The sequence below is a fragment of the Magnetococcus marinus MC-1 genome (genome assembly GCF_000014865.1).
GTDB lineage: Bacteria > Pseudomonadota > Magnetococcia > Magnetococcales > Magnetococcaceae > Magnetococcus > Magnetococcus marinus.
The window spans coordinates 4596576-4618819 of sequence record NC_008576.1 but is presented as its reverse complement, the minus strand read 5'-3'; the positions used below and the strand labels follow the sequence as shown (position 1 = coordinate 4618819).

Sequence of the window (22244 nt, the reverse complement as noted above, 5' to 3'; positions counted from 1 at the left end):
TTAGGTTCTTGTGGATCTGTGTTGCACGGGTTGCACTGGTGTTCGTGTGTCAACAGGGGTAAAGTGTGCGAAAAGTTTGAGTACGTTTCAGCCTGCTGTCGCCGTGCCATGACAGCGCCGTTGCTGGCCCCTATAACAGCCTTTGTCCCTTTAGCGAAGGCGTTTAAGAGTTGGGATTCTATGAGTGCCATTGATCTTGCAACCCCTGTAACCCGATTTGATCAGCTGGTCACCTATTTGGAGGCAGGCTGTACGCCAAAAGAGCAGTGGCGAATTGGCACGGAACATGAAAAATTTGGCTTTCGTAAGCGAGACCTTACGCCCATTCCCTACGAGGGTGAAGCTGGCATCGGGCGGCTGCTCAACAGCATGGCCGACCGCTATGGTTGGCAGCGTGTTGAAGAGGATGGCCATGTCATCGCCCTCATTAAGGATGGTGCTTCGGTCACCCTGGAGCCGGGTGGTCAGTTAGAGCTCTCGGGGGCGCCTCTGCAAACCATCCATGAGACCCAAGATGAGATCAACGAGCATCTACACCAGTTGGGCGAGCTGTGCCAAGATATGGATATGGCCTTTTTTGGTCTAGGGGTACAGCCCAAGTGGCGCTTTGACGATATTCCCTGGATGCCCAAAGGGCGCTACCGGATCATGCGCGACTATCTGCCCAGCAGGGGCCACCTGAGCCTGGATATGATGGCGCGTACCTGTACGGTGCAGGCCAATTTTGATTTTTCTAGCGAAGCGGATATGGTCAACAAGTTTCGTTTATCCATGGCCCTGCAACCGCTCACCATGGCGCTGTTTGCCAATTCGCCCTTTTTAGAGGGTAAACCCAACGGCTTCCTCTCCTATCGGGGGGAGATTTGGCGGCATACCGACCCAGATCGCTGTGGCTGGTTGCCCTTTGTCTTTGAAGAGGGTTTTGGGTTTGCCCGCTATGCGGAGTATGCCCTGGACTGTCCCATGCTGTTCCTTTATGAAAAGGGGGTATATGGTTCAGGTGGGGGTGTGCCCTTCCGCGCTTTCATGGAGGGTAAACATCCTGCAAAACCCGGTGTTTATCCTACTCTTGGAGATTGGCAAACCCATCTTTCAACGCTGTTTCCCGATGTACGTTTAAAGCATTATCTGGAACTGCGTGGGGCCGATGCCGGTAACTCCAGCAGCCTATGCGCCATGCCGGCCCTATGGAAGGGCTTGTTGCACGATGAAACCGCCTTGCTGGCCGCTTGGGACCGGGTCAAACGCTGGAGCCATGAAGAACGGGACCGCATTCATCAAGAGACCCCCCGCCTTGCCCTACAGACCCTTACACCCGAGGGGATCAGCTTTCGCGCTTTGGGTTTATCGGTGTTGGAGATCGCCCGGGCCAGTTTACATCGGCAGGGCGAGCGCAATGCCAATGGCTGTGATGAGTCGATCTTTCTTGATCCTTTGTTTATCACAGTGGAGAACAACCAAACCCCTGCGGAACGTCTGTTGGAGGCCTATAAAGGGCGCTGGAGAGGCGCGGTAGAGCCCCTGTTTTGGGAGGAGGAGTTTGAGTCCTTCTACGCCGAATGCACCAAAAAAGCATAATCCATCGCGTATGAGCGCAAAGGATCTGATTAAAATTGAAAATAGATAAACTGGCTGATGGGGCGCAGAAAAATGAATACCAGCCCCATCACCACAGCCAGGAAAAGCGATTCCAGCATCAACGGTAGCACTCTCCTGCCGTGTTTCAACACATAAGGCCATACCACGGTATAAACCGCGTAACTGATCAAAAAGCCCATGAGTAGCAGGGCCGCAATCAAATAGGTGTTCTCACGCATACCCAGCCAGAGATAATCCCTTGGTTGCAACAGGTGGGCATAAAGCGTCCAGGTGTGTGCCAGACTCTCGGCCCGAAAGGGAATCCAGCTCAGCATGACCAGTGACAAGGTGATGATCCAACCAAGCCCATGCCGCAGTGGCATAGACCACCCATCAAACAGGTGGTGCCCAAGGCGATAGAGCGCAATCCACACCGCGTGTAACAACCCCCAAACCATGAATGTCCAAGCAGCACCGTGCCAAAGCCCCATGATCGCCCAAGTCAGGAAAAGGCTGGCGTATAGATTACGACTGGGTAGGGAGTCAGTCGTTACGGCCAAACCCCCGGTAGAGCGATCTTGCACCACGACCCTGGCCAAGGGAAAATAGAGATAGTCGCGTATCCAGCTGGATAAAGAGATATGCCAGCGCTTCCAAAAGGTTTTGGGCGAGTGGGCGATGTAAGGAAAGTTAAAGTTTTCCGGGAAGGTAATACCCATCATTCGTGCAGAACCAATGGCGATATGGGAATAACCAGCAAAATCAAAATAGATCTGAAAACCAAATAGATAGGCAAGCGTCAGTACATCTATGGCGCTAAGTGTTGCACTTGGTTGCGCAAAACCATCATCGACCAAGGGGGCCAGATTATCCGCCAACACAACCTTGAGAAACAGGCCAAGCAAGACCCGTTTGATCCCACTGACAAAAATATCCATCGACCAAGAGGGCCGAACATCAAGCTGTGGAATGACCTCTTTGGCGCGTAATACCGGTCCGGCTACCAGCTGTGGGAAAAAGGTTACAAAACATCCATAGAGCACAAAATGACGTTCTGGTTTGATAAACCCTCGATACACATCAACGCTGTAACTAATGGTTTGAAAAGTATAAAAACTGATTCCCAACGGTAAGATAATGGATAGAGCGGGCGTGTGGAAATCGCTGCCAAACCAAGAGAAGACATCATGCAAATTATCGACGACAAAAAAGAGGTATTTAAAATAAAAGAGCAAGCCAAGGTTGGTCAAAAGGCTGAACCAAAGTCCCAATTTTCGTTTCCAAGGTTCATTATGGGCATAGATATAAAGGCCGGCCAAATAGTCCACTAGGGTTGAAGCGAGCATTAACGGAATAAATTCAACGCGCCAAAATCCATAAAAGGAGATGCTGCCCAGAAACAGCAACCATAAACGTGGCTGACGAGGTAATACCCAGTAAAGTAGAGCGACAAGAGGAAGGAAAAGAAGATAGGTAACCGAGTTAAAAATCATCGAGAGACACCCTTATCCATAGTTTTGACAGCCTCATCAATGGCTTGTGCCAAGCGTACATGGCCTGGGCCTTGGAAATGCATAAAATCAAGCTCGGTTTTATCTTGCATATTGGTCGAGTTGTTAGCTCCCCACCAGTGTGCAGGAACAAGATTCTCAAAATTGAACAAATGGATATGTGGTCCCTGTGCTTTTTCAGAAAGTGAATGTTTAAAGGAGGTATATTCACGCATAAGATAAGGCAACTCAACGTCATTGCGGATGGGTGGGATGTAAAGTAATATGTCGACAAAACGCTGTTTGGCACGCACCAGGATGGCATCCAATGCCGCCATATTATCCAAATAGCGGGCGCGGATTATTTTACGTTTACTTTGAGCGGTAATGCCAAAAACTTGATTGCGTAGGCGATACAGAAAAAAGTAAATCTGTCCTCTGGCTTCGACCCGTTTATCCCACCAAGGCCAATAGTGGGATAACTGATGGTTGAGATATGATTCCACGCGCTTTTGCGGTGTTTCCGAGAGCCCTTTGAGATCAATCTCACTCTGTTTTTCCACCTGGGTATTCTGTGCGATTATTTTCTGTCCAATCGAGGTGTTGCTCAGGTTGGAGACAATGGACGGTTGTGACAGTAAAGGTAGCAGAGTGGGTCGAATACCCGTTTCACGAAGATCATCAAACACAACAGGCAAAATAAGCCGTTCAACTGGTAACTTTTCGAGCAACGCCTCAAAAAGGAGATAGTGCTCCATTAAATTTGCGTTGGGTTGACTATAGGCAAGCAGGGTATGGTTCCCATCTTTCCAACGTTGATGCAGCACATTGGGTGCGGTGGTCTCGCCTGGTTGCCATTGATTAATGGCGTGCAGTTGTGAATTCCCTAGCCATACATGAACCGGTTTGGCGCCTCTCTCAAGCCAATCGTGCAAACACTGACCACCATCATTCAATGTGCGACAGTGAACGTGATAGCCTTCTTCCTGCTGGCTTACTTCTGTAACATCTTTACCCAGGGCCAATTGATCAAAAGCGGTTTGTGGTTGATCCGACAACCATGACGTGAAGCTTATTAGACATATCAGCACAGCTAACACAAGGGATGTAAGCTGCGTTTTAGCCAACGTCAGAGCTGTCGCGCGCATGTTTGAGATCATCCAATCCATTTGTTACGGTGGTTCCAATGCAGTGACCCTGGTGGTCCGTTAGGGTGGGATTTGTCATGCAAAATGGTAACCAACAAGCCATATAAAAAAAGCCTACAGGGAATGATCCTGTAGGCTTTTTTAGCAGGGTAACCGACCATGCCAAAGGCTTAGTGCAGTTGATCCTTGTTGGCTTCCAAGTGACGGATGGCTTCGTCGGCCAGTTTGTTGGCCTCGGCCTTATCAATCGACTTGGTGATGAGCTTTTCGGTCACCGCCAAGGCGACTTCCACAACGACGCCACGGACCTCAGACATCGCCTGACGGCGTGCCTGCTCAATATCTTGAGTAGCCTGTGACTTCAGCTTGGCCAATTCGGCTTCCAGTTCGGCCTTCTCCTGCTCGCGCAGGGCATCGGCTTCTTTACGAGCGGACTCAAGCAGTTGCGCAATTTTCTCGCGCTCAGCTTTAACTTCGGCACGCTGATCGACCAGAAGCGCGGCGGCCTCTTTTCGCTCATTTTCGGCGGCTTTTAGTTCTTCTTCAATCCGCGACGCCCGTGCTTCCAACACATCAGAGATGGCGGGAACCACGAACTTCTTTAGCAGCAGCAGCAGGGCGACGAACGAAATCACCGTCCAAAACATCTGCGAACTAAAGGTACTGGAGTCGAACTGGGGCATGCCCGATTGGGCATGCTCTGCGGCGGCATGAGTAGCAGCGTAAGCAGCACTGATCATAAGATCATCCAGTTCTTTCTAGTGGTTTAACCTTTGCTCATGATGATAAAGGCGATAACCAGACCGTAGAGGGCAACGGCTTCCACGAAGGCCGCGCCGATCCACATGTACTTGGTCATCTGAGCTTCAGCACCAGGCTGACGAGCGATGGACTCAATGGTTTTACCGAACAGGTAACCCAGACCAATACCCGAGCCGGCCATACCGGCAGCGGCCAGGCCCATACCGATAAATGCGGCGGCAGCGCTTTCCATGGGACTTTATCCTCCTTAGCGGATTAGGACGAGATCCATTCCTACACACGCCGGGACCTCCCCGCACGTGTGACGCTGGTCTGCTTAGTGCAGATGCAGCGCGTCGTTGATATAGACGCAGGTAAGAATCGTGAAAATATAGGCTTGGATGAAGCCAATGAACAACTCAAAACCGGTAAACACCGTCGCGAACGCAGCTGGCATCAACAAACCGCCCAAAGGCAGCGTGGCCGCAAAAAAGAACATAATCGCCAACACGGTGTGGCCCGCAGTCATGTTCGCAAACAGACGCACGGAAAGAGAGACAGGCCGGGAGAGGTAAGAAACAATCTCAATTGGCACCATCAAAATCAACAACATGGGGGGCACCCCTGACGGCACAAAAAAGCCGATAAAACCGGTGCCATGTTTCACAATCGCCAAACCCGTGGCGAAGAAAAATACACTCAAGGCCAACGTCGCGGTCACAACCAACTGTGACGTAGGGGTAAACGAACCAGGAATAAGACCCAGCAGGTTGCAGAACAGCACCAGCAAAAACAGGGTAAAGATGGCTGGGAAGTACTTACGACCCTCTGCACCACCAATATTCTGATCCACAATCTGGCGTACAAAAGTAAAGGTCATCTCCGCCAAAGACTGCATTTTGGTGGGGATTAACTTATCTTCAGCGCGACCCCGAAAGCTCCACTTCATAAACAAAAACGCCACCGCCACCGCCAACCACATCCAGATGGTGGAGTTGGTAATGGAGAGGTCGATACCAGCAATCTCAATGGGCACAACCTTTTGCACCATGAAATGGTGAAGAGGATCCATTTTAGGGGCCGCACTGGCGGCTGCATGCATGGCTTCGGCGCTCATAAGCGATTCGTCCGTTCCGTTCGACATTCATACCTGGGTTTGGTGTAGCAACACACCCACCCTAAACATCCCTGCACCTTAACGTGTTGCGGTAATCCGGTTCAACCTGTTCTAGGGTTGAACCCACCCTAATTTGCGCATTCGCTTTTCATGACCTAGGGCAAACAACCGACCGCGCAGCACGTTATACAGGGTTATGTGGGCTTAATCAACGATCCTTGGTTTTTTCCACCGGGGCTATGCTTTTTTCCGCCATGGCAGCCTCGTTAAAGGTGCGCATGATATTGCGAAAACCGGCCGCAAAACCAACGATGATAAAGACCACAAAAAGCCAAGGCTCACTGCCAAAAGCTCGATCCAGTAACCAACCGATCACGCCACCCACCAGCAGTGCCGAGACCAGATCCGTCGCGAGGCGAAAACCCAACCCCATACCACCCATACTGGCTGGTGGTGGCGGACCCCCCTCACGCAGGGTCTGGTTGGTTTTACGCGCTTCAGCGAGTTTAACCGCTTCTTCAGGCGTATGGTGCTCTTGGCCCACGGTTAGACTCCCATCCCAAACCATCGTGTCAACGGGAAGCACTCTAGCGGCGGGTGCCCAATCTGTCAACGGTTGGTATCGCTAAAAGCGTGCTATCACGCCATTTTTTGCGATTTTTAGCATCACTCAAAGAAACACGCCCCATCTCTTTTACCCATGCTGGTGGGGCTTCTTTGTCTATCTCTAGCGCTATTATAAGGGAATCCTTATAAATATTCAACTGCTTGCTCAGGTTAGGAGGGTTAATCATCCATCCCCAAATCCCGCATTTTTTTTCGTAAGGTGTTACGGTTTATGCCTAGAATTTGCGCCGCCTTGACCCGGTTGCCACGGGTTTGCCGCAACACCCGGGGGATCAATACCGCCTCCATCTTGCGTAAAACCATATCATACACACCGCTGGTCTCCAATCCTCCCATGGTGGCAAAGAATGTATCCAGATCCTGTAATAAAATCGCTTCGTAGCTATGGCTGGTGTTGCTCTCGGTGGAGCGCTCCTCTTGGGGTTCATGGCCAGATAGATCATTTCTGGCCAACTTGGGCATGGTGCGCTCATAGAGTTCGATCTTTTCAGGGCGAATCTCATCCTCTGGAATCAACACCGTAAGGCGGCGAATCAGGTTTTCCAGCTCCCGGACGTTGCCGGGCCAGTCATAGGCCACCAACTTTTCCATGGCAGATTGGGTGAGGCGTTTGGTGGCAACCTTCAGCTCTTTCGAGGTTTTCGCCAAAAAATATTGCGAAAGAACCGGAATATCCTCTTTACGGGAACGCAGGGTGGGCACATGCAGGGGGATCACATTAAGCCGGTAGAAAAGATCCTCGCGAAAGCGACCTTCGGAAATGGCGGTGGGCAGATCCTGATGGGTGGCGGCAATAATACGGACATCACTGCGCAAAATGTCGGTGCTGCCCACCAAGGTAAAGGTGCCCTCTTGCAGAACCCGCAACAGCCGGGTTTGGGCCTCCATGGGCATATCCCCAATCTCATCCAGAAACAGGGTACCGCCCTCGGCCTTTTGAAAATGTCCAGGACGACGGGAGACCGCACCGGTAAAGGCCCCCTTTTCGTGACCAAACAGTTCCGACTCAATCAAATCCCGGGGGATAGCGGCCATGTTAATGGCAGTAAAAGGGCCACGGCGGCGGGGGCTGTAGGCATGCACGGCACGGGCTACCAGCTCTTTACCGGTGCCCGATTCACCATGAATGAGCACCGTCATCTCCGAATTCGAAAGACGGCCAATGGTGTGAAACAGCGCCTGCATCGCCCGGGATGAACCAATGATACCGCCAAAGCGCTCCTCCAACTGGCGATCCATATCCTCGGCGGCGGCCTGCTGTTTGGTTTTGGTTTGGGGTTGATTGCGGACGCGTTCTTCCTGTTTTTGCAGGGCACGTCGGGTTAAATCCACCAGCCGATTGATGTCAAAGGGCTTGGCCAGATACTCAAAAGCCCCCCGCTCAAAGGCTTGTACCGCATTGCGGAGAGTGGATTGGGCCGTCATCACAATAATGGGCAGGTCAGGATAAGTGGCTTTTAAGCTTTGCACCATATCCAGTCCCGAGCCGCCGGGCATCACCACATCGGTGATGATAAGATCCCCCCCATATTGGTTAAAATGGTTGACCAAGGGTTGGGTATTGCCAAAAGCGTGTACCTTGTAGCCGGCCCGGCTCAACGCCTGTTCCAGCACAAAGCGCACGGCTTGATCATCATCCGCGACCAAAATGGTCTGTTCGGCCTCCTGCTGCATAACCCTACTCCCTTATCGAGATACCCAAATGGGTAGACGCTGTTTAGCGTATGGTTTTCAGGGGCAGAAAAACCCGAAACGCGGTCTCCCCTGGTCGACTCTCTAGGGCCATCTGCCCATCGTGGTCGTGTACAATCTTTTGTGAAATCGCCAAACCCAACCCCGTGCCGTTGGATTTGGTGGTAACAAAGGGTAGAAAAATCCGCTTGCGTAGCTCATGGGGAATACCTGGACCATTGTCCCGAATCTCCACCACAATATGCTGTTGTCGACGCCCCTGGGTAAGCCGAATCTGCTTAGAAATGCGGCTGGAGATACGCACTTCACCCTCTTTACCGGTGGCCTCCGTGGCATTGGAGATAAGGTTAAGAAAGAGCTGTATCAACTTATCCCGATCCCCTGAGATCTCCGGCAGAGAGGGATCATAATCCCGTACCAAATGGGCCCCAGAGCTGGAACAGAGGCGTACCACATGATCCAGAACCTCATGAATATTGATGTTTTTTTGGTTGATCGGGTGGTCTTCGGCCAACCCCAGCAAACTATCCAACAGCCGACTGATGCGGTCCACCTCGGAGCGGATCAGCTCGGTACAGATTGCCCCGGTTTCGCTGGTACTCTCCATTTCTAATAGCTGCGCGGCACCCCGGATGCCAGCCAGCGGATTTTTGACCTCATGGGCCACCGCCAAAGCCAGCGAGCCAAGAGAATCCAGGGTTTCATTCAGGCGGCGGCCCTCTTCCAACTGTTCTGCCGAGCCGACCTCCTCCATCTCTAAAATGGTGCCCTGTAGCTGTCCATCCTCACGCATGTAAGGGGTCGCGGTCAGGGAGACCAGCAGATTAATATCGGGGGATGGTGAAAGTTGAGCCACGCGAAAGCGGCAGGGCATCAACAAATTACTGGCGCGGCTGATAAGGTCCAGCGCCACAGGGTGACCGGGCAGCACCTTCTCTAACGGCGTGTGCAGAAGGTGTTGACGTGGACGGTCTAAAATCTTCTCAGCTGCGGTGTTGACCCGCTGAATCACATTGTCACAATCCAGGGCAATGATGCCGATGGAGGTTTGATCCAGCAGTTGGGCAGCGTTAAATCGAACAGCCTTATCCATGGCGATCCCCGTTACGCAGCTTGGGTGTTATGCACACCACGGTAGAAGTCGTCCACCAGATGGCGGGTCTCTTCAGGCGTAGGGCAATGGTTGATCGCACTGCGATAGTGGGCGCTGTTGGGTAGTCCTTTGGCGTACCAAGCCAGATGCTTGCGCGCCATGCGATTACCGATATGCGGCCCATAAAAATCAATGAGTCGATCAAAATGTTCCAAAACCAAGGCGTGTTGTTCGGCCAGATCGGGAGGTGGTTTTTCCTGACCACTGCGCAGATAGTGGGCAATCTGTCCAAACAACCAAGGGCAGCCCATGGCGGCCCGTCCAATCATCAACCCATCAACGCCAGAGAGCAGCCACTTCTCCTTAGCCTCTTGGGGGGTGTGAAGATCCCCATTGCCCACCACCGGTATGGTGACGGCCTGTTTAATGCTGGCGATGCATTGCCAATCCGCATGGCCGCGATACATCTGCATGCGGGTGCGGCCATGCACGGTGAGCATGCGAACCCCCTGTTGTTCGGCAATTTGGCCGATGCGGGCACCATTTAGGTTGCTTTTATCCCACCCCAGGCGGATTTTAAGAGTGACCGGCACCGGAACGGCGGCCACCACAGCGGCTAAAATTCGTGCGACCAGAGCCTCATCGCGCATTAAAGCGGCACCCGCCTGCCCTTTAACCACTTTTTTAACGGGGCAGCCCATATTGATGTCGATTATTTCAGCCCCCCGGTCTACATTCATGCGGGCTGCTTCGGCCATCACTTGGGGATCGCTGCCGGCAATCTGTACCGAGAGGGGATGTTCTTCCTCATGGGCGGTACCAATGAGTAGACTTTTGCTGGTGTTACGTATCATGGCTTGGGAGGCGATCATCTCCGAAACCGTAAGGTCAGCACCGTAGCGCCGAGCGATAAGTCGAAAAGGGGCATCGGTTACCCCAGCCATGGGTGCAAGTACCAGCGGTGGTGGACCACCGGCTAGGTTTTGTGCAAAAAGCTTCTCAATTGGATCGTATGTGTCCATATTTTAACCCTGGTATGATTAACATTTAATCATATTTAAGGGCCTAAGGGCGTTAAGAGCAAGTTGAAATGGACAAGAGCAAGTTGGATACCGGTTTTAATGCTGAATTTGTTGTCGGTGCGGTTAAACCGGAACAATACCCCGATGACGGCCTGCCGGAGGTCGCCTTTGCGGGCCGCTCCAATGTGGGCAAGTCATCGCTGCTGAATAAATTGTTAAACCGACGTCAATTGGCGCGGGTGAGCAACACACCGGGTCGCACGCGGGAGCTTAATTTTTTCCGCATCAACCAAGCCTATTATTATGTAGATCTGCCCGGTTATGGCTATGCCAAGGTGGGACGGGGGCAGAGAGAGGTGTGGGATCGGGGTATTGGTCTCTACTTCAACAGCCGTCGTGATCTGCGTGCGGTGATTTTGTTGCTGGACATTCGGCGTGGCATGACCGAGCAGGATCAAGCGATGCTGGATTTTATCTTTAAGATGGGTCTGCCGGTGCTGCCGGTATTAACCAAAAGCGACAAGCTTAATGCCAACCCTCGCCGTGAGGCGATCAAGGCCATGCGCTTAATGGTGGCCGAAAAAGTGCCCCTGGCGGTGGCGCCCTTGCTGGTGACTTCATCGTCCAAAGGGGATGGTATTTTGGAACTACGCCAAACCCTAGCGACCCTATTGCAGCGTGAGTTGGGGGTTGGCGATCCACCCCCGCCTGACCCTTGCCCATAAACGGGCCATAAGGGGGGCGTACCGTCGCGGGTGGTCTGTCAAAGGGGTTGGCCCAATCCTTAAGGTCAGCAGCGTGGCTACGGGTTGTGCAGATAGCCCGTAGACAATGGTTCATGTGGGGTGCCGGGGCTTGGCGGTTGGCTGCGGCTGGACAACGGGCACGTTGGACTTTATAACTACCCTTGGCCCCTCCTCTTCGGGTTGATGGATCACCGTTCACGAACCTGCACCCCTCAATGGGCTGTGCGTGACGCAGAGCCTACACCTCCGTACAGAAGCCACGTATCACGATACATCATCCCGCGTGCGCCACACCGCGCCGTTGGGGTTGTCCATAGAGCCTAATAGAGATCACAGGAAGCCACATGTCCAAATCCCATGTTTCAGAACGCACCATGGCCGCTGCGGCGGTCTCTGCCATGCTCTCTGAGCACCTCCCCTTGGAAACCGCTTTGGAGCAGCAGATTCACCAGCAGAGCGGTACTTCGCCAGAGATGCGTGGGCGGGCCCATGAGATTGTGGTGGGTACCATCCGCCATATGGCGTTGCTGGAGGCAACCCTGACCCGTTTTATGCAAAAGGATCTCAAGGCCAAACACCACTATGTACGGGCGGTGTTGCTGACGGCTTTGTATCAAGCGCAATTTATGCGCACCCCCATTCATTCGGCGGTGGATGAGGCGGTTAAGTTGGTCAAACAACAGCCCCGTGACCACAATCTTTCTGGGTTTGTGAATGCGGTGCTGCGGCGCTCCACCGAGGTTGAACTCTCCACCACGTGGTCGGCGGTTAAAGATCCCCTTAAGCGTTTGGCCACGCGCTACTCTCACCCCCTTTGGCTGGTTAAGCGTTGGGAAAAACGGTTGGGTATGGAGGCCACCGAGGCCCGTCTGGCGGCGGCCAATGCGCAGGCCCCCTTAACCTTGCGTATTCACACCCCCAAGGTCACGGTCGCGGACTATCTGGCGGCGGCCAAACAGGCGGAGATTGAGGTAACGGTCTGCCCCGAGGCTGAAGAGACGCTGATGCTGCCCCAAGGGGCCAAGGTGGCGACGCTGCCCGGTTACAGCAACGGGTGGTTTGCGGTGCAGGATCGTGCAGCGCAGGCGGTGGCGCGTCTGCTGGCCCCCCAGGCGGGGGAGGCTATTCTGGATGCCTGTGCGGCACCTGGGGGAAAATCGGCGCATTTGGTGGCGTTGGGGGGTGCAGGGGTAGTGATTACCGCCCTGGATAGCGCCCAGCAGCGGCTGGAGCGCATGGGGGAAAATATGGCGCGTCTGGGCATTCGTTCACAGGTTAAGCTGCGCTGTGCCGATGCCACACAGCCCATCGAGGGTCTGTTTGACCGTGCGCTGGTGGATGCCCCCTGTACCGGGACGGGGGTGATCCGGCGGCATCCTGATATTAAATGGCGGCGCAACCCCAGCGGTTTGGCGGAGGTGGTCAAGCAGCAGCAGCAGATTTTGCAGTCGGTGGCCGCTGCGGTTAAGCCCGGCGGCTTGCTGGTCTACGCCACCTGCTCTTTAGAACCCGATGAGAATGAGCAACAAGTGGCGCGATTCCTGAAAGAGCATCCCCAGTGGAAGCGTCTGCCGTTGGAGGCGGGCATGGCGGGTATTCTCCCCGAGTGGATTGATTCCGCAGGGGATCTACGCACCGAACCGGCGACCCATGGGGTGGACGGTTTTTATGCGGCGCGGCTGATCAAGGATGCCAATCACTGAATTAAGCGTCGCAGGGGGGCTCTCTTCTGGCCCCCGGTGCCCGCTGGGTTGGTCGCAGCGGGGTTGTAAGCCGCCCACAACCCGCCGTTGCGGGTGGGCTGTTTAGGTACGCCTATGGGGGGAGGTTCCCCTGCTACCCGGCCCCTGTTGGGGGCATGGCCCATCGCTGCTGCCACCACGTCCTTGTCACCCCCTTGACTCTTTTGGTGTAGCGATGTCGACGGACTCCCCTGATTTTCTCATTCTTGGTGCCGGTGTAATCGGCTTGGCGTTGGCGCTGGAGGCCCGCAAACGCCATCCGCGTGCCACCATTGTGGTCGCGGAAAAGGAGGCCCAGCCCGGTCTGCATGCCAGTGGCCGTAACAGCGGTGTGCTGCATGCGGGTTTTTACTATACCGCCGACAGTCTCAAGGCCCGCTTTACCCGTGAGGGCAATCAAGCATGGAGCCAGTACTGTATGGAACGCAAATTGCGTATCCATCCGTGTGGCAAATTGGTGGTGGCCCGTCATGAGGGGGATCTGGCGGGGCTGGATGAGCTGCAACGCCGGGCAGAGCGCAATCAGGTACCCTTGGAACGTGTCACAGAGGCCCAGGCAAAAGCCATAGAACCCCGTGTAAAAACGGCAGGATCGGCCCTTTTTTCTCCCCTCACAGCATCGGTGGATCCGAAAGAGGTGATGGCCGAGCTTAGCCGGGATGTGCAGGATGCCGGTATTGAGATTCGCCCCCATGCACCATGGCTGGGTTGCCAGGGTGAGCGGGTGCAGATCGGCAAACAGTGGCTAGAACCGGGTTATTTAATCAATGCGGCTGGGCTTTACGCCGACCACATTGCCAAGGCGTACGGTTTTTGTCAGGAGCATGTGGTGCTGCCCTTTAAGGGGCTCTATCTCAAGAGCAGCGAAGCCCCAGGGGCGTGGAAAACCAATATCTATCCGGTGCCGGATCTGGACAATCCCTTTTTGGGGGTGCATTTCACCGTCACCGTTGATGGTAAAGCCAAAATAGGCCCCACGGCGATACCGGCCTTTTGGCGGCAGCACTATGGGGGATTGGAGGGTTTCTCGGCAACGGAGTGTCGGCAGATCATGGGGCGCGAGCTTCAGATGTTGTGGCACAATCCCTTTGGATTCCGCCGGTTGGCGGTGCGAGAGATGATGAAATATAACCGTGTATGGATGGCTCATCTGGCCAAACAGTTGGCGCACGGTGTGTCGGTAAAGGATTACCGGCAATGGGGACCTCCCGGCATTCGTGCGCAGCTCTATCATGTGCGGCAGCGACGGTTGGAGATGGATTTCCATTTTGAAGGGGATCACCGCAGCTTTCATGTCTTGAATGCGGTCTCCCCAGGATTTACCTGTGCACTGCCCTTTGCAGTCTATCTGTTTGATGCTATGCAGGTTATGCGAGACAAAGGCAACCCTTGACGATCAGGAGAACGTCGTGATGATGAAGCGACTTGTGGGATTACCCCTTGCCATGGTGCTATTACTGGCCAGTGGCACCGCCCAGGCGGTCTATCGCAAAGGTTGCGAGGTCCCCCTGAAAGATGTTCAGGTGTGTTGGGAGGCCTCCACCAACAACGATGGCAAGATCACCCCGTTTCCCGAGGTGCATCTATTGCCCATCACGCAAAAGCAGGCGGGGCAGGATGGGGTGTTGGTGGATTATACCCGCACCATCTACCGTCAAATTTTGCCAGGACGTATTGCTGAGCGGCTGGTGCAGGAGTGGCAACCGGCCTACCATCTGGAAGAGGCGGTGATGCTGGCCCAGGATAATGATTGGCCGGTTACGCTCTGGATTGAGCCACGGATACTACGCAACAGCGGTACCGCCACCAGCGGTTTGGTGGATTGGGATGCCTATCTGCTGGGGGAAAAGGGTGAGTTATTGCGGCGCATGCGTATTCGGGTGGATTCGGAGCCGCACCAGCGTAAACATGATGCTGAGATGGCCACAGGTATGAGTGCCGCTTTGATTAACACCGGTATGTTTGTCAAAAATCCGGCATTGGCATTGACGGCCATCAGCACCAGCACCTCGATGGCGAAGAGTTCCCCCCCAGAAGCGGGTTATTCTCTGGAGTTGATGACCGAATTGGCCACCCGGCAGGTGCTATTTTTGACCCAGAATGCGCTGGAAGATCTCAGCGCACCGCCGAGACCGGAAGAGCCTAACCTATTCAAGACCCTATTTTTCCACGATCAGCCGCCGCCCAATGCGCCCACGGCCTCGGACCCAATGCCTGCTCGTGCCTCGACCATGGATCATGTCAAGGGATGGTGGCAGCGTAATGTGGTGCCCGCCGCGCAGCCCAGACCTTAATCTGGGGTGTCACAGCCCCGCAAGGGGGGGCGGATAACAAGCCCCTGTGGTGTTGGCGCCACAGGGGCTTTTTTATGGGACATCCGCCCGTTTTGGTAGAGCTCTGTTTGGATGGCCTGCGTGGTGGGTCTAAAAGGGGATATCATCATCAAAGTCGGGGCCTTCATTAAAGGTATCCGCCGGGGATGAGAAGGTGCCGCTGCCTTGGTTGGCAGCACCGCTCGGGGCAGGACTACCCTGGGGGGGGCCGCCAGCAAAACCCGCGTTGGGCGCACCACCGCCAAAACCTCCGGCTGGGGCCCCGCCGCCACCAAAGCCGCCGCCGCTGGGCCGGTCTAAGATAATCATCTGCCCATTAAAGCCGCTGATCACCACTTCGGTGGTGTAGCGATCTTGACCGCTCTGATCCTGCCATTTGCGGGTTTGCAGCTGCCCTTCGATATAGACCTTGCTGCCTTTACGCATATATTGCTGGGCGATCTCTGCGGCTTTGCCAAAGATCACAACCCGGTGCCATTCGGTACGCTCTTGGCGCTGGCCCTGTTGATCGTTCCATGATTCACTGGTGGCAATGTTTAAATTGGCCATCGCCTTACCCGCCTGGGTATAGCGCACCTCTGGGTCTGCACCCAGATTGCCAATCAGTTGTACTTTATTAAGGGAAAAGGCCATTCTATCCTCCTGGCAAACACCCCCAATTGGGGGGAAAACGTTCTATATGATGATCAGCACCTGACAAAGGGGCGCAGGCATGGTATCCCATGGAAACCCTCTTTTCATGGAACATCACACGGTTGACGCCACATGCACCATACCATGTTTCAAATTTTTTGCACCTTATTGACGCCATTTGCGCTGTTGGTCGCCCTATGGACCACGCCCGCCTATGCCCAAAACCCCGTACAGGTCATGCGCATTGGCGCAACCCAGGGCATGGACATGACCTATATTCGCAATCTTAGGCGCATGGCGGCGGATATTGAACAGGCAACGGCGGGCCAGGTCAAGGTGGAGATTTTGCACAATGGCCAGCAGGGCAATGAGATCAGCATGGTCAAAGCGCTCATTGAGGGAAAATTGGAAGGGGGATTTGTCTCGGCTTCCACCCTATCCCAAACCTTGCCCGCCTATCAGCTCTTGTTGATACCCCGTCTGTTTGTGACCCCCAATCAGTTGGTACAGTTTATCGGCAGTCGCTACGATCAAAAGCTGCGTTTGCGCGCCATGCGCAAGCGTATACAGGTTTTGGGTTATGGGGGGACCGGATTTTATGGTGTCACCACCTTTGAGGGGCGCGCTTGGCCAGAGCTGAGGGGGGCCACCATTCGTGCCCCCGGTGTGATAGCCCACCAAAAAAATCTGGAGCTTATGGGGTTAAAACCCAGCTATGTGCCAGCCGAGGCGGTGCCAGAGGCGATTCAAGCAGGCTGGCTGCAAGGGATCTCCAGCACACCAGAGCTGCTGGCACGTACCCGTGTGGCATCCCAGGGCAAGCAGTTTTATTCCACCCACCATCTCTATGGGTGGATGACCTTTATTGTGAGCAACCGGTGGTATGCCAATTTAAGCAAAGAGCTCCGCCAACAGCTGCGGGAAACGGTAGCCAATGGCTTGCGCCAGGGTTTTTCAGAATCCCTGCGGCTGGAGCAAAAACTGCTGGGGGATTGGAGTGCCGGGCATGGTCCACAGCCCACCCCGGTGGATGAACAGGCGTTGGCCGAGCAGCTCAAACCAGAGGTAGGGCAGCAGTTACAGGCACTGGAGAAACGTTTGGGGCTGCATGGTCAGTTATGGCAAATGTGGGTTCAAAACAATGGTTTGATGGTCAACACCCCGTAACAGGTGGGGGTGCGTAACCCTAGAAAGAGTATTTTAAGATGTTTCTATGCCCAACAACCCGTCAAATGGTATTAAGTTTATTACCCAAGCAGGGCCATGTGGTGGAGATTGGTGTGGCCGAGGGGAATTTTTCAGCGCAGATTTTGGATCGCAATCATCCCCGCCAGCTTACCCTTGTGGACCCTTGGGAAAAGCAGACCCGCGATGACTATCAAACCGATCTAAACAACTGCCCGGCTGAGGAGCAGGAGGGCCGTTTTCAAAATGTGCGACGCCGCTTTTCCTATGAAATCTCCAGGGGTGTGGTGGCGATTAAGCGTAGTTATTCCCAGCAAGCGGCGGCGGATTTTGCAGAGCATAGCCTGGATTGGATCTATATTGATGGCCTCCATAGTCAAGCTGGTGTTACGGCTGATCTAGAGAGTTATCACACCAAAATCAAACAGGGTGGGTTGATTCTTGGTCATGACTACTGCAACCATCCCTACGCGGTGTACCAACAATTTGGCGTGGTCGAGGCGGTTAACCAGTTTGTGCAGAGCCATAACTATGCACTGCTTGCCCTAACCACCGAGCCCTACCCTACCTTTGTTATGACGGACCAACCCCACGGCGATGTGGCGCAGCAGTTTGTCACGCAGCTTCTTTACACCATTTCCGGTGTGACAGAGGTGAGGGATTATCCTCACCGATTGCGTTATCAATCCAAACTGTTTCGCATCCAGGGTAACCAAGGGGGGCGGGATGTGGTGGTACCATCCTTTGGCGTGGAATAATGGGGTTAAGGCGGCGGCTAGGAACATGTAAACACAGACCGCCACCGGGTCAAGGCGTGCGGCCTCATCTCTGCTCAGGGTTAGGGGTCTGCACCGGATTTTTACAGCAAGGATTACTCTTTTAACCATGAGGCATGCATGATCGCCCAACTCTTTACGCCAACAGCCTTAATGGCCATAAGCGCCGCCTATCTACTGGGTGCCGTGCCCTTTGGCTTGGTGATCGCCCGACTCTGGGGGGTGGGGGATATTCGCACCCAAGGCAGCGGCAATATTGGTGCCACCAATGTGCTGCGCACGGCGGGAAAAATTCCTGGGTTGTTAACCTTGGTTTTGGATATTGGCAAAGGTGCCATGGCCACGGCAGCGGGCATTGCCATGTTTGGCTGGCAGAGCCCCATTACTGCGGCCATGGCGCTGTTATCCTTTATGGGGCATCTCTACCCGGTCTATTTGGGTTTTAAGGGGGGTAAGGGGGTGGCCACCGGGTTGGGGGTATTTCTCATGCTGACCCCGGTTGTGGGGTTGCTGGCGGTGGGCAGTTGGGTGGTGGGGGCACTGCTGTTTCGCATCTCTTCGCTGGCGGCGTTGATCGCCTTTGCCATGATGCCCCTTTATCAATATCTCTACGGCACGCCGGCAGCCCTGGTGGTGGCGGCCATTGTGGTGCCCATGGTGTTTTGGAAACATCGCCAAAATATCCAGCGCATCCTACAGGGCACCGAACCCCGCATTGGGAAAAAGGGCTGACCTGTATGGGGCAAGGGGTGCATCACGCATGGTTACAGTTGATGCTCACCCCAGGCTTGGGGCCCATTAGCCTGTTGCACTATGAAAGACAGTTTGCCACACCACACGCCATTTTACGGGCCTTGCCAAGGCTTAAACCCGAGCTAACATTGGCCGATGCCAGTTGGGTAGAAAGGCTGCTTACACAGACCCACCAAATGGGGGCGACGGCGCTGCATTGGCGTGAACCGGCCTATCCCCAACAGCTCTTGGAAATCTCCGATCCCCCCCCGCTGCTGTTTATACAGGGGGATGGGGCGCTGCTTAATCAGGAACCCTTGATCGCCATGGTGGGCACCCGCCGCTGTAGCCGCAATGGGGAGCGTTTTGCCCATAAATTGGCGGCGGATTTGGGGCAGATGCGGCTGACCACCGTGAGTGGCTTGGCGGTGGGTATTGATAGCGCGGCGCACGCGGGTTCGCTGTTGGGTGGGGGGGCGACGGTGGCGGTGTTGGGGTGCGGTTTGGATGTGAGCTATCCCAAGCCCAATATGCAACTGAAAGCGCAGATTATACGACAGGGCTGCTTGGTGAGTGAATATCCCCCGGGGACGCAGCCCCACCCCAAACGGTTTCCCCGGCGCAACCGCATCATCAGTGGGTTAAGCCGGGGGGTGGTGGTAGTCGAAGGGGGGTTAAAGTCTGGTTCACTGATTACGGCCCGTATGGCGCTGGAGCAGAATCGCGAGGTTTTTGCCGTGCCTGGGGCGGTAGATGATGAGCGTAGCCGGGGGGTACACCAGCTTTTAAAAGAGGGTGCCACGTTGGTGGAGAGCGCGGCGGATGTGGTGCAGGCTTTGGCCTGGGGTGGGGTGGTGCCAGAGCAGGCCAAAAGGGTGGCGGTGATCCCCTCAGGGGGCGTGAGTGAGGTGCTGCCGGATATTCCTGGGGCGGCCTCAGTGGTGGCGGCGCTGGGGGATGGTGCCTTGACGGTGGATGGTCTTTTGCGTCTTTGTCATTTGACACCTGCGGAGCTTTCCAGCACATTACTTCAGCTTGAGCTGTGCGGCATCATTACCCGTGAGATGGGGGGAACCCTGGCCTTGGTGCCACAGGTTTCTTGATGGATGTATGGATAGAAAGGGGTTGGACAGGCGAAGGAATAGGCTGTACAACACTCTAACCCTTCACCTTAACTTTGAAATGGAATGGTGGAAACATGACGGCAGTGGTCATCGTGGAATCACCCGCCAAGGCGAAAACCATCAATAAATTCCTGGGTCGTGGCTATAAAGTGGTGGCGACCTACGGGCATATTCGTGATCTACCCAGCAAAAATGGCTCGGTGGATACGGAGCACGGTTTTGCTATGAAATATAGCGTGCCCAAGGATTCCACCAAACGGGTGGATGAGTTGGCTAAGGCTGTGAAGGGGGCTGAGCAAGTATTGCTGGCAACCGACCCTGACCGCGAGGGAGAGGCGATCTCCTGGCACGTCTATGAGGTTTTGAATGAGAAAAAACTGCTAGAAAATGTGCAGGTTAAGCGGGTGGTGTTCCATGAGATCACCAAAACCGCCATTCAGGACGCCGTTGCCCACGCCCGGGATGTGGATATGGATATGGTGAACGCCCAACAGGCACGGCGGGCGTTGGACTATTTGGTGGGTTTTAATCTGAGTCCGCTTTTGTGGCGCAAGGTACGCCGGGGTCTCTCGGCGGGTCGGGTACAGTCGGTGGCGTTGCGTCTGGTGTGCGAGCGCGAGGCGGAGATTCAAGCTTTTGAGGCTCGTGAATATTGGAGCATTACCGCTCTGGCGGCGCAGGCGGCACAATCCGCACCACGCCCCTTTGAGGCGCGTCTGGCGGTGGCCGATGGGGAGAAACTCTCCAAATTTTCCATTGGTGATGAGGCCTATGCCAAAAGATTGATTAAGGCGGTGGAGAAGCGTCCACTGTATGTTTCCGAAATTGAGAAAAAGCAGAGCAAGCGCAATCCTGCGCCCCCCTTTATCACCTCGACTTTACAGCAGGAGGCCTCGCGCAAGCTGGGTTTTTCGGCCAAAAAAACCATGACCGTGGCCCAACGCCTCTATGAAGGTATGGAGGTGCCGACGGCGGATGGCGGTAAAGAGACGGTAGGCCTTATTAGCTATATGCGTACCGATTCGGTGAACTTGGCCAATGAGGCCATTGAGTCGATTCGCAAACAGATTGAGATCCGTTATGGCAAGGAGTATCTGCCCAAGTCACCGCGCAAATACAAATCCTCGGCCAAAAATGCCCAGGAGGCCCACGAAGCGATTCGCCCCACGGATGTTATCCGCACACCAGAGATGCTGCGGGAGATCCTGGAGAAGGATCAATTTCGTCTATATGAGTTGATCTGGAAACGCACCGTAGCCTGCCAAATGGCCCAAGCCAAAATAGATAAAGTGGCGGCCAATTTGTCGGTGGATAGTCAAGACCCCAACGCGGCCTACCGTTTTCGCGCCACCGGCTCCTCTGTGGCTTTTGCTGGCTTTATGAAGGTCTATATGGAGGGCAAAGATGAGGTATCGGCCCAAGACCGCGAAGATGACGATGATGATAATGAGAGCATTCTGCCGCCGCTGGAGGTAGGACAGCAGCTTGAGCAAAAGTCGCTGGATGCCCGTCAGCACTTTACCGAGCCGCCGCCGCGTTATACAGAAGCCACCCTGGTTAAAGTGCTGGAGAGCTACGGTATTGGCCGACCCTCCACCTATGCGCCGACCATGTCCACGCTACAGGATCGGGGTTATGTCAAGCTGGATGCCCGCAAATTTTATCCCGAAGATGTGGGTATGGTGGTCAACAGCTACCTGACCAAACACTTCTCTACCTATGTGGATTATAACTTTACCGCCAATCTGGAGGATCAGTTGGATGCGGTCTCCCGGGGGGAGAAGAGTTGGGTCCCTTTGATGGAGGATTTTTGGCAGCCCTTTATTCAGCAGATCACGCTCAAGGATGAGACCACCTCTAAAGAGGAGGTAACCACCGAGCAGATTGATGAGCCGTGTCCCAAATGTGGCGCACCGCTCTCCATCAAACTGGGCCGCTTTGGTAAGTTTAAGGCCTGTACCGGTTATCCAGAGTGCAAGCATACCGAGCCGCTCAATAAGGAGGAGGAGGTCTCGCGTCCAGAGCCGGAGCTTACCGACATTCCCTGTGATAAGTGTGGCAAACCCATGCTGATTAAAGAGGGGCGCTACGGCAAATATTATGGGTGTTCTGGTGCACCGGAGTGCAAAAATAACCAGCCGCTGAATAAACCCAGGGATACGGGTGTGGCCTGTCCGAGCTGTGGTCAGGGCACTTTTTTGGAGAAGAAATCCAGACGGGGTAAGATCTTTTACTCCTGTTCCAACTATCCCAAGTGCAAGCAGGCGTTGTGGGATGAGCCTTTGGAGATCCCCTGTCCCAAGTGTCAGGCTCCCTTTGTGACCAAAAAGGTGACCAAAACCCGGGGTACCGAGCATATTTGCGTGGCGGAGGGGTGTGACTATAAAGAGGTGGTCGAGGCGCCCATAAAAACCTCCAAGCAGTAACCGCATGGTGGGGATTAGCCTGACCTAAGGTGTAAAAAA

The 22244-nt window shown here is 54.4% G+C and carries 20 protein-coding genes; 10 read left to right on the top strand and 10 right to left on the bottom strand.

What is annotated here, in order from left to right:
- The first annotated feature begins 180 nt into the window (after nt 1-180).
- Entirely contained in the window at nt 181-1578 is a 1398-nt protein-coding gene (locus MMC1_RS18915; protein ID WP_011715217.1) for a glutamate--cysteine ligase, read from the top strand.
- A gap of 29 nt (nt 1579-1607) precedes the next feature.
- On the opposite strand, the gene MMC1_RS18910 is transcribed toward MMC1_RS18915, so the two are convergent.
- The 9 genes from MMC1_RS18910 to dusB form a co-directional block, all read right to left on the bottom strand.
- Nucleotides 1608-3071, bottom strand: coding sequence for an MBOAT family O-acyltransferase (locus tag MMC1_RS18910; protein ID WP_011715216.1), 1464 nt, complete (start codon nt 3069-3071; stop codon nt 1608-1610).
- Nucleotides 3068-4237: a hypothetical protein gene (locus MMC1_RS18905; protein ID WP_011715215.1), complete on the bottom strand. Its 1170-nt coding sequence runs from the start codon at nt 4235-4237 to the stop codon at nt 3068-3070. Before MMC1_RS18905 ends, MMC1_RS18910 begins: the two co-directional genes overlap by 4 nt.
- A gap of 149 nt (nt 4238-4386) precedes the next feature.
- Entirely contained in the window at nt 4387-4956 is a 570-nt protein-coding gene (gene atpF, locus MMC1_RS18900; protein ID WP_011715214.1) for a F0F1 ATP synthase subunit B, read from the bottom strand.
- A 26-nt stretch (nt 4957-4982) separates the two neighbouring features.
- Nucleotides 4983-5210: an ATP synthase F0 subunit C gene (atpE, locus tag MMC1_RS18895; protein ID WP_011715213.1), complete on the bottom strand. Its 228-nt coding sequence runs from the start codon at nt 5208-5210 to the stop codon at nt 4983-4985.
- Nucleotides 5211-5294: 84 nt separating this feature from the next.
- Complete coding sequence (locus MMC1_RS18890) at nt 5295-6074, bottom strand: F0F1 ATP synthase subunit A (protein WP_227665284.1); 780 nt, start codon at nt 6072-6074, stop codon at nt 5295-5297.
- A gap of 208 nt (nt 6075-6282) precedes the next feature.
- Entirely contained in the window at nt 6283-6618 is a 336-nt protein-coding gene (locus MMC1_RS18885) for an AtpZ/AtpI family protein (RefSeq protein WP_011715211.1), read from the bottom strand.
- A 242-nt stretch (nt 6619-6860) separates the two neighbouring features.
- Nucleotides 6861-8375, bottom strand: coding sequence for a nitrogen regulation protein NR(I) (ntrC, locus tag MMC1_RS18875; protein WP_011715210.1), 1515 nt, complete (start codon nt 8373-8375; stop codon nt 6861-6863).
- Nucleotides 8376-8418: 43 nt separating this feature from the next.
- Complete coding sequence (locus MMC1_RS18870; RefSeq protein WP_011715209.1) at nt 8419-9486, bottom strand: two-component system sensor histidine kinase NtrB; 1068 nt, start codon at nt 9484-9486, stop codon at nt 8419-8421.
- An 11-nt stretch (nt 9487-9497) separates the two neighbouring features.
- Nucleotides 9498-10508, bottom strand: coding sequence for a tRNA dihydrouridine synthase DusB (dusB, locus tag MMC1_RS18865; protein ID WP_011715208.1), 1011 nt, complete (start codon nt 10506-10508; stop codon nt 9498-9500).
- A 68-nt stretch (nt 10509-10576) separates the two neighbouring features.
- Between dusB and yihA the strand changes: the two genes are divergently transcribed.
- From yihA to MMC1_RS18845, 4 genes are all read left to right on the top strand, one after another.
- A complete protein-coding gene (gene yihA, locus MMC1_RS18860) occupies nt 10577-11233 on the top strand; it encodes a ribosome biogenesis GTP-binding protein YihA/YsxC (protein WP_011715207.1) in 657 nt (218 codons plus the stop codon).
- A gap of 365 nt (nt 11234-11598) precedes the next feature.
- Nucleotides 11599-12957: a 16S rRNA (cytosine(967)-C(5))-methyltransferase RsmB gene (gene rsmB, locus MMC1_RS18855; RefSeq protein ID WP_011715206.1), complete on the top strand. Its 1359-nt coding sequence runs from the start codon at nt 11599-11601 to the stop codon at nt 12955-12957.
- Nucleotides 12958-13171: 214 nt separating this feature from the next.
- Entirely contained in the window at nt 13172-14389 is a 1218-nt protein-coding gene (locus MMC1_RS18850; RefSeq protein ID WP_011715205.1) for an NAD(P)/FAD-dependent oxidoreductase, read from the top strand.
- 19 nt (nt 14390-14408) lie between these two features.
- The gene (locus tag MMC1_RS18845) at nt 14409-15290 is read left to right on the top strand and encodes a hypothetical protein (RefSeq protein WP_011715204.1); all 882 of its coding nucleotides are present in this window, start codon (nt 14409-14411) and stop codon (nt 15288-15290) included.
- A gap of 129 nt (nt 15291-15419) precedes the next feature.
- Here MMC1_RS18845 and ssb read toward each other — a convergent pair whose 3' ends face one another.
- Nucleotides 15420-15962, bottom strand: a complete 543-nt coding sequence (gene ssb / locus MMC1_RS18840) for a single-stranded DNA-binding protein (RefSeq protein ID WP_011715203.1) — start codon at nt 15960-15962, stop codon at nt 15420-15422.
- Between the two features lie 132 nt (nt 15963-16094).
- On the opposite strand from ssb, the gene dctP reads away from it, so the two are divergent.
- From dctP to topA, 5 genes are all read left to right on the top strand, one after another.
- Entirely contained in the window at nt 16095-17129 is a 1035-nt protein-coding gene (gene dctP / locus MMC1_RS18835) for a TRAP transporter substrate-binding protein DctP (RefSeq protein ID WP_011715202.1), read from the top strand.
- A 38-nt stretch (nt 17130-17167) separates the two neighbouring features.
- Nucleotides 17168-17905 (top strand): class I SAM-dependent methyltransferase, encoded by a 738-nt coding sequence (locus MMC1_RS18830; protein WP_011715201.1) that lies wholly within the window; start codon nt 17168-17170, stop codon nt 17903-17905.
- Nucleotides 17906-18043: 138 nt separating this feature from the next.
- Nucleotides 18044-18655, top strand: a complete 612-nt coding sequence (plsY, locus tag MMC1_RS18825) for a glycerol-3-phosphate 1-O-acyltransferase PlsY (RefSeq protein ID WP_011715200.1) — start codon at nt 18044-18046, stop codon at nt 18653-18655.
- Between the two features lie 17 nt (nt 18656-18672).
- A complete protein-coding gene (dprA, locus tag MMC1_RS18820; protein WP_160162739.1) occupies nt 18673-19758 on the top strand; it encodes a DNA-processing protein DprA in 1086 nt (361 codons plus the stop codon).
- Between the two features lie 95 nt (nt 19759-19853).
- Nucleotides 19854-22205 (top strand): type I DNA topoisomerase, encoded by a 2352-nt coding sequence (gene topA / locus MMC1_RS18815; protein WP_011715198.1) that lies wholly within the window; start codon nt 19854-19856, stop codon nt 22203-22205.
- Nucleotides 22206-22244 lie beyond the last annotated feature (39 nt).

Bases quoted from the DNA above. Each gene is read 5' to 3' on its own strand.
- MMC1_RS18915 (WP_011715217.1), top strand. From the start codon at position 181: ATGAGTGCCATTGATCTTGCAACCCCTGTAACCCGATTTGATCAGCTG.
- MMC1_RS18910 (WP_011715216.1), bottom strand. From the start codon at position 3,071: ATGATTTTTAACTCGGTTACCTATCTTCTTTTCCTTCCTCTTGTCGCT.
- MMC1_RS18905 (WP_011715215.1), bottom strand. From the start codon at position 4,237: ATGGATTGGATGATCTCAAACATGCGCGCGACAGCTCTGACGTTGGCT.
- atpF (WP_011715214.1), bottom strand. From the start codon at position 4,956: ATGATCAGTGCTGCTTACGCTGCTACTCATGCCGCCGCAGAGCATGCC.
- atpE (WP_011715213.1), bottom strand. From the start codon at position 5,210: ATGGAAAGCGCTGCCGCCGCATTTATCGGTATGGGCCTGGCCGCTGCC.
- MMC1_RS18890 (WP_227665284.1), bottom strand. From the start codon at position 6,074: ATGAGCGCCGAAGCCATGCATGCAGCCGCCAGTGCGGCCCCTAAAATG.
- ntrC (WP_011715210.1), bottom strand. From the start codon at position 8,375: ATGCAGCAGGAGGCCGAACAGACCATTTTGGTCGCGGATGATGATCAA.
- MMC1_RS18870 (WP_011715209.1), bottom strand. From the start codon at position 9,486: ATGGATAAGGCTGTTCGATTTAACGCTGCCCAACTGCTGGATCAAACC.
- dusB (WP_011715208.1), bottom strand. From the start codon at position 10,508: ATGGACACATACGATCCAATTGAGAAGCTTTTTGCACAAAACCTAGCC.
- yihA (WP_011715207.1), top strand. From the start codon at position 10,577: ATGGACAAGAGCAAGTTGGATACCGGTTTTAATGCTGAATTTGTTGTC.
- rsmB (WP_011715206.1), top strand. From the start codon at position 11,599: ATGTCCAAATCCCATGTTTCAGAACGCACCATGGCCGCTGCGGCGGTC.
- MMC1_RS18850 (WP_011715205.1), top strand. From the start codon at position 13,172: ATGTCGACGGACTCCCCTGATTTTCTCATTCTTGGTGCCGGTGTAATC.
- MMC1_RS18845 (WP_011715204.1), top strand. From the start codon at position 14,409: ATGATGAAGCGACTTGTGGGATTACCCCTTGCCATGGTGCTATTACTG.
- ssb (WP_011715203.1), bottom strand. From the start codon at position 15,962: ATGGCCTTTTCCCTTAATAAAGTACAACTGATTGGCAATCTGGGTGCA.
- dctP (WP_011715202.1), top strand. From the start codon at position 16,095: ATGCACCATACCATGTTTCAAATTTTTTGCACCTTATTGACGCCATTT.
- MMC1_RS18830 (WP_011715201.1), top strand. From the start codon at position 17,168: ATGTTTCTATGCCCAACAACCCGTCAAATGGTATTAAGTTTATTACCC.
- plsY (WP_011715200.1), top strand. From the start codon at position 18,044: ATGATCGCCCAACTCTTTACGCCAACAGCCTTAATGGCCATAAGCGCC.
- topA (WP_011715198.1), top strand. From the start codon at position 19,854: ATGACGGCAGTGGTCATCGTGGAATCACCCGCCAAGGCGAAAACCATC.